Raw genomic sequence first — 5,995 nt, forward strand, 5'->3', positions numbered from 1 at the left:
TGCAGAGCAACGGCCACCTCTCCCCGCTGCCGCTCGACAGGGACCTCCGATCGCTCGGCCCGCAGGACCGGGTGCGACCCGGGGACGGGGCCGCCAGGACGGTGCTGGACGCCTGGGGCGGGCCGGTGGGCCGGCACGCGGTCGTAGGGCGGCAGCGGTTCTGGACGCCGCTGCGCGTGATCATGATGTTCGCGGTGCTGTTCCTGGCCCTCGGGTTCTTCTCCAAGGCCGCGTGCATGGTCACCACCAGCCCCACCGACGGCTCCGCGCCGGGGCTCAACTGGACCGGCCAGCAGTACTACAAGGCCTGCTACGCCGACCCGCTCCCGCTCTACGCGGTGCAGGGTCTGGACGCCGGTGAGCTGCCGTACCGGTACATGTGGGTGGGCGACGACGGCGGTGCCCGCTACATGGAGTACCCGGTGGTGTCCGGGATGTTCCAGTACGTCACCGCGCAGGCCGCCCAGGCCTGGCACGCGGTGGCCCCAGGCGGTCCCATCGAGGTGGTCAAGTACTTCGTCCTGGGCTGCGTGATCCTGGCGTTCCTCTGGATGATCGCCGTGTGGGCCACCTACCTGTCGGCCGGGCGTCGGCCGTGGGACACGCTGCTCATGGCGGCCAGTCCGCTGATCATCTTCCAGGCCTTCACCAACTACGACCTGATGGCGGTCGCGTTCGCGTCCGTGGCGCTCCTGCTGTGGGCGCGCAGCAGGCCGGTCTGGGCGGGGGTCGTCCTGGGGATCGGCGTGGCGGCCAAGCTGTACCCGCTGTTCCTGTTCGGCGCCCTGCTCGTGGTGGCCCTCCGCCGCAGGCGCTTCGTGGACCTGGGCAAGGCGGCCGCGGCCGCGGTGGCGGCGTGGTTGGCGGTCAACCTGCCGATCATGATCCCGTTCCCGGAGGGCTGGCGGGAGTTCTTCCGGCTCAACTCGGACCGCCCCGCCAACCCGGAGAGCATCTACGCCGTCATGCAGACCCTGACGGGCTGGCAGGGCTTCGACGCCGGCCGCGCCGCGGGCGAGGCCCCGGCCACGCTCAACACGGTGTCCCTGGTCCTGTTCGCCCTCGGCTGCGTGGCCGTGCTGGTCATCGGTCTCACCGCCGCCACCACCCCGCGGATCGCCCAGCTGGCGTTCCTCATCGTGGCGGTGTTCCTGCTCACCAACAAGGTGTGGAGCCCGCAGTATTCGCTGTGGCTGGTCCCGCTGGCGGTGCTCGCGGTGCCCCGGGCCAGACTGCTGGTGCCGTGGATGGTCTTCGACGCCCTGCTGTGGGTGGCCCACATGTCGTACTTCCACGGGGTGGCCAACAAGGGCATCGGGCCGGAGACGTTCCATCCGCTCGTCCTGGTGCGCGACCTGATGGTCGTGGCCATCTGCGTGGTGGTGATCCGCGAGATCTACCGGCCGCACCTGGACCTGGTCCGGATGGCGCACCAGGGCACACCCGAGGGGCCGGACCCCCTGGCCGGGGTCCTCGCCGACCCCGGGGAACCGCTGGTCGGACCGCCGACCGTCCGGGGGAACGGCGACCACGGCCACGACGACGACCACGACCACGACGACGACGAGGCCCGCGGGCTCCGACAGAGGGAGGGCACCACCGGATGAGCACCAGTGCGATGATCTGGATGTTCCTGTGCATCCTCGTCGGGTTCGTCTGCATGGTCACCGCCGCCGGCGGGCACCGCGCGGGGTGGCGCCAGCCCGTGTGGATCTCCTGGACCGTGGCGGCGTTCCTGTTCCTCACCGTGGTGCCCGTGGTCCTGGCGCTGACGATCGGTCTGCGGCACGGCTGAGGCGGCCCGATCCGGTTTGAGGGATTTCGTCCACCGAGCTCAAGCGGGGTAGCCTTACCGGGTTGCTGACGCAACGACCCTCCTGCCACGGAAATTCCGTGGCCGAATCTGTAGTCCACAGGAGGTGATGAGGTCCCATGCGTCAATACGAAGTGATGGTCATCCTCGATCCGAGTCTCGACGAGCGCACCGTGGCGCCGTCGCTGGACACGTTCCTCAACGTGATCCGGCAAGAGGGCGGTTCGGTCGACAAGGTCGATGTCTGGGGAAAGCGCCGCTTTGCCTACGAGATCAACAAGCAGACCGAGGGCATCTACGCCGTCGTGCAGATCAAGTCCGAGCCGGACGCGGTCAAGGAGCTGGATCGTCAGCTCGGTCTGAACGAGAACGTGCTCCGCACCAAGGTGCTCCGCGCCGACAAGTGACCCGGGCCCGCCGGCTCGCCCGCTAATCTGGGCGTGGTCGGTCGAGCTCCGATCACACCCACCTGAGCGTCAACACGGAGGACAAGCGCATGGCACAGGGCGACACCCCCATCACCGTGGTCGGGAACATCGTCGCGGACCCCGAGCTGCGGTTCACGCCGTCGGGTGCCGCGGTGGCGAACTTCCGGATCGCCTCGACGCCGCGCCGCTTCAACTCCCAGACCAACCAGTGGGAGGACGGCGAAGGCCTGTTCCTCACCTGCAACGTGTGGCGCCAGGCCGCCGAGAACGTGGCGGAGTCCCTGCAGAAGGGGATGCGCGTCGTCGTCACCGGTCGCCTGCGTCAACGGTCGTACGAAACCCGTGAAGGCGAGAAGCGCACGGTGTACGAGGTGGAGGTCGACGAGGTCGGCCCGTCGCTCAAGTACGCCACGGCCAAGGTCACCCGCACCAACCGCGAGAGCGGCGGGGGCGGTTTCCAGGGTGGTGGCCAGCAGGGCGGCGGTCAACAGGGCGGCGGATTCCAGTCCGGCGGCCAGCCGCAGGGCGGTTTCGGTGGCGGCCAGGGCGGCGGCCAGCAGAACGACGATCCGTGGGGCAGCGCTCCCCGGGCCGGCGGTTCCGGTGGTTTCGGCGGCATGGACGACGAGCCCCCGTTCTGATCCCAGGGTCTTTTCCCTCGGGGCGCGCGAAGCGCCCCACCCCATAAGCATGAGACATGACCTCGCGAGAGTCCGGCCCCGGTCGGCTCGTCGGAGGAAAGAAAGGTAGACGGATCATGAAGCTGATCCTCACCGCCGACGTCGACAAGCTCGGTGCGCCGGGCGACATCGTCGAGGTCAAGGGCGGATACGGTCGTAACTTCCTGCTCCCGCGCGGGCTGGCCATCGTGGCCACCCCGGGCGCCGAGCGCCAGATCGAGTCGATCAAGCGGGTCCAGGAGGCCCGTGAGGTGCGCGACTCGGACCACGCCAACGAGCTCAAGCAGAAGCTCGAGTCGCTCGCCGACGTCAAGGTCGCGGTCAAGACTTCCGACACCGGCAAGCTGTTCGGCTCGGTCACCGCGGGCGACGTCGCCTCCGCGATCAAGTCCGCCGGGGGGCCGGCGCTCGACAAGCGCGCCGTCCACATGCCCAAGGAGCACATCAAGTCGACCGGCGCCCAGAGCGTCGTCGTCGAACTCGGGCATGACACGACCGCCAAGGTCGAGTTCGAGGTCGTTCCCGCCTGATCTCCCACGTAGGGCCCCGGTCGTCGTCCGCGACGGCCGGGGCCCTCGTCGTGGACACGACGGGGTTGTGGATCGCCTGTGGATAAACGCCACCGCGAAATACAACGATGTCGGTTCCGATATCGAAACTGTTCATCTTTCGTTATCTATTGCGTCGTCGATCCGGGCGTGCTACGAGAGGTTCTCCACCGACGGGTTGATGGGCAAAGATGCTGATGAGCAGCGCTTTTGTTCAGAAACGACCAAGTACTCCACCGGTTGTCCACAGCAGGCCCGGCATCGGCCCTGCGGATCGGGGATTCATCCACAGTTGTCCACAGGTGGCCACCAACGATTGTGGATAAACCTGTGGATAACTTGGAAGGTAGTTGCCGGGCGTGTCGCTCCGGTGGCCTACAGTGAACTGGTTACGCGGCGCAGGCGAGGCGACTCGGGAGTGCCGAACGCGTGAGGCGGAGAGGAGAGGTCATGGCGCAGGGGGGATTCGACGGATCCGACGAGATGCCGCCTCCGCCTGACGAAGGCGGGCGCTCAGAGTTCGGTCGCACACCTCCGCAGGACCTCACCGCGGAACAGTCGGTGCTCGGCGGCATGCTCCTCAGCAAGGACGCGATCGCGGACGTGGTGGAGGAGATCCAGCCGGGCGACTTCTACAAGCCGTCGCACCAGGCCGTCTATGACGTGATCCTGGACCTGTACGCCCGTGGCGAGCCCGCGGACGCCGTCACCGTCGCCGCCGAGCTGGACCGCCGTGGTGACCTCCGGCGCGCCGGCGGGGCCACGTACCTCCACACCCTCATCTCGACGGTGCCCACGGCGGCCAACGCGGGGTACTACGCGCAGATCGTCTCGGAGAAGGCGATCCTGCGCCGCCTGGTCGACGCGGGGACGCGGATCGTGCAGTTCGGTTATTCGGGCTCCGAGGGGGCCGACGTGGCCGAGGTAGTGGACCGGGCGCAGGCCGAGATCTTCGAGGTGACCGAGCGCCGGACCACCGAGGACTACGTGATCATCGAGGAGCTCCTGCAGCCCACGATGGACGAGATCGACGCCATCCACACGGCCGGCGGGCTGAGCAATGGCGTCCCCACGGGCTTCGCCGACCTCGACGCCGTGACCAACGGGCTCCACGGCGGCCAGATGATCATCATCGCCGCCCGACCCGGCGTCGGTAAGGCGCTGGCCCTGGACACCGTGCTCCCGACCCCGGGCGGCGTGACCACCATGGGCAAGGTGCGCGTCGGCGACAGGGTGCTCGGCGCCGACGGGCAGCCGACCGAGGTCGTGGCCGTGACCGAGGTATGGGAGGACCGTCCCTGCTACACCCTGCGGTTCAACGACGGCGCGGAGATCGTGGCGGACGCCGAGCACGAGTGGCGGATCGAGATGGGCGGCACCCACCAGACCGTCACCACCAAGTCGCTCGAGACACTGATGCTGGTGAGCGACTTCGGGATCCTGGTGCCCGAGAACGCCGGTTCGGGGCGCCCCGACCGCCTGATCATCGACGTCCGCGGCGCGCAGAGCGTCCCGGTCCGGTGCATCGAGGTCGCCGCCGACGATCACCTGTACCTGGCCGGCCCCACCGGGATCCCCACGCACAACTCCACCATCGGCCTGGACATCATGCGTTCGTGCTCGATCAAGAACGGCCTCTCCTCCGTGCTGTTCTCCCTGGAGATGAGCAAGACCGAGATCGTCATGCGCCTGATGAGCGCCGAGGCACGCGTCAAGCTCTCCGACATGAAGTCCGGAAAGATGAGCGACGAGGACTGGACCCGCATGGCCCGGCGGATGGGTGAGATCTCCGAGGCCCCGCTGTTCATCGACGACTCGCCCAACCTCACCATGATGGAGATCCGGGCCAAGGCCCGCCGGCTCAAGCAGAAGCACGACCTCCGGCTGATCGTGGTGGACTACCTGCAGCTGATGTCCAGCGGTAAGAAGGTCGAGTCCCGTCAGCAGGAGGTCTCCGAGTTCTCCCGCCAGCTCAAGCTGCTGGCCAAGGAGCTCGACGTACCGTTGATCGCCATCTCCCAGCTGAACCGTGGCCCCGAGCAGCGCACCGACAAGCGCCCCCAGGTCTCCGACCTCCGCGAGTCCGGCTCACTCGAGCAGGACGCCGACATCGTCATGCTGCTTCACCGCCCCGACTCCACCGAGCGCGACGACCCCCGCGCCGGCGAGGCCGACCTGATCCTGGGCAAGCACCGCGGTGGTCCGACCTCCACCATCACCGTGGCGCACCAGCTGCACTACTCGCGGTTCGTCGATATGGCGCGGGGGTTGTAGGTGCTTGTCGCTGTGCGGTCTAGATTGGCGAAATCGCCTTCTAGATTGACGGTTGAACCAGCTATTTGGACGTCAAAATCCTCTTGACCAGGCGAAATCCAGAATCATCATGAGTCCGCCCGCTACGGCTCGGTCAATCTAGAAGCTCTGGGATGTGCATAGGTGCTGGTCAAAGGGCTGGGAGCGTTGTTGGCTTTACGGGTGTAGTGGTTGAGCTTTGTGGTTTCGTGGACAGTGCAGGTCACGAGGCAT

General features: G+C 67.5%; 6 protein-coding genes. All 6 read left to right on the forward strand.

The window, feature by feature from the left end; all coding sequences use genetic code 11:
- On the forward strand, positions 1 to 1,607 hold a 1,607-nt coding region (locus tag G6020_RS04995), incomplete at its 5' end, for a glycosyltransferase 87 family protein (protein ID WP_182609864.1).
- Entirely contained in the window at positions 1,604 to 1,795 is a 192-nt protein-coding gene (locus tag G6020_RS05000) for a hypothetical protein (protein WP_182609865.1), read from the forward strand. The genes G6020_RS04995 and G6020_RS05000, both read left to right, overlap by 4 nt.
- 137 nt (positions 1,796 to 1,932) lie before the next feature.
- Entirely contained in the window at positions 1,933 to 2,220 is a 288-nt protein-coding gene (rpsF, locus tag G6020_RS05005) for a 30S ribosomal protein S6 (protein WP_107747067.1), read from the forward strand.
- Between the two features lie 89 nt (positions 2,221 to 2,309).
- Positions 2,310 to 2,882, forward strand: coding sequence for a single-stranded DNA-binding protein (locus G6020_RS05010; protein WP_182609866.1), 573 nt, complete (start codon positions 2,310 to 2,312; stop codon positions 2,880 to 2,882).
- 116 nt (positions 2,883 to 2,998) lie between these two features.
- The gene (gene rplI / locus G6020_RS05015) at positions 2,999 to 3,451 is read left to right on the forward strand and encodes a 50S ribosomal protein L9 (protein WP_179523916.1); all 453 of its coding nucleotides are present in this window, start codon (positions 2,999 to 3,001) and stop codon (positions 3,449 to 3,451) included.
- A 501-nt stretch (positions 3,452 to 3,952) separates the two neighbouring features.
- Complete coding sequence (gene dnaB / locus G6020_RS05020) at positions 3,953 to 5,743, forward strand: replicative DNA helicase (RefSeq protein WP_182609867.1); 1,791 nt, start codon at positions 3,953 to 3,955, stop codon at positions 5,741 to 5,743.
- The last annotated feature ends 252 nt before the right edge of the window (positions 5,744 to 5,995 follow it).

This window comes from Dietzia sp. B19 (genome assembly GCF_014145155.1).
In the GTDB taxonomy this organism is placed as follows: Bacteria; Actinomycetota; Actinomycetes; order Mycobacteriales; family Mycobacteriaceae; genus Dietzia; species Dietzia natronolimnaea.

Bases quoted from the DNA above. Each gene is read 5' to 3' on its own strand.
- G6020_RS05000 (WP_182609865.1), top strand. From the start codon at position 1,604: ATGAGCACCAGTGCGATGATCTGGATGTTCCTGTGCATCCTCGTCGGG.
- rpsF (WP_107747067.1), top strand. From the start codon at position 1,933: ATGCGTCAATACGAAGTGATGGTCATCCTCGATCCGAGTCTCGACGAG.
- G6020_RS05010 (WP_182609866.1), top strand. From the start codon at position 2,310: ATGGCACAGGGCGACACCCCCATCACCGTGGTCGGGAACATCGTCGCG.
- rplI (WP_179523916.1), top strand. From the start codon at position 2,999: ATGAAGCTGATCCTCACCGCCGACGTCGACAAGCTCGGTGCGCCGGGC.
- dnaB (WP_182609867.1), top strand. From the start codon at position 3,953: ATGCCGCCTCCGCCTGACGAAGGCGGGCGCTCAGAGTTCGGTCGCACA.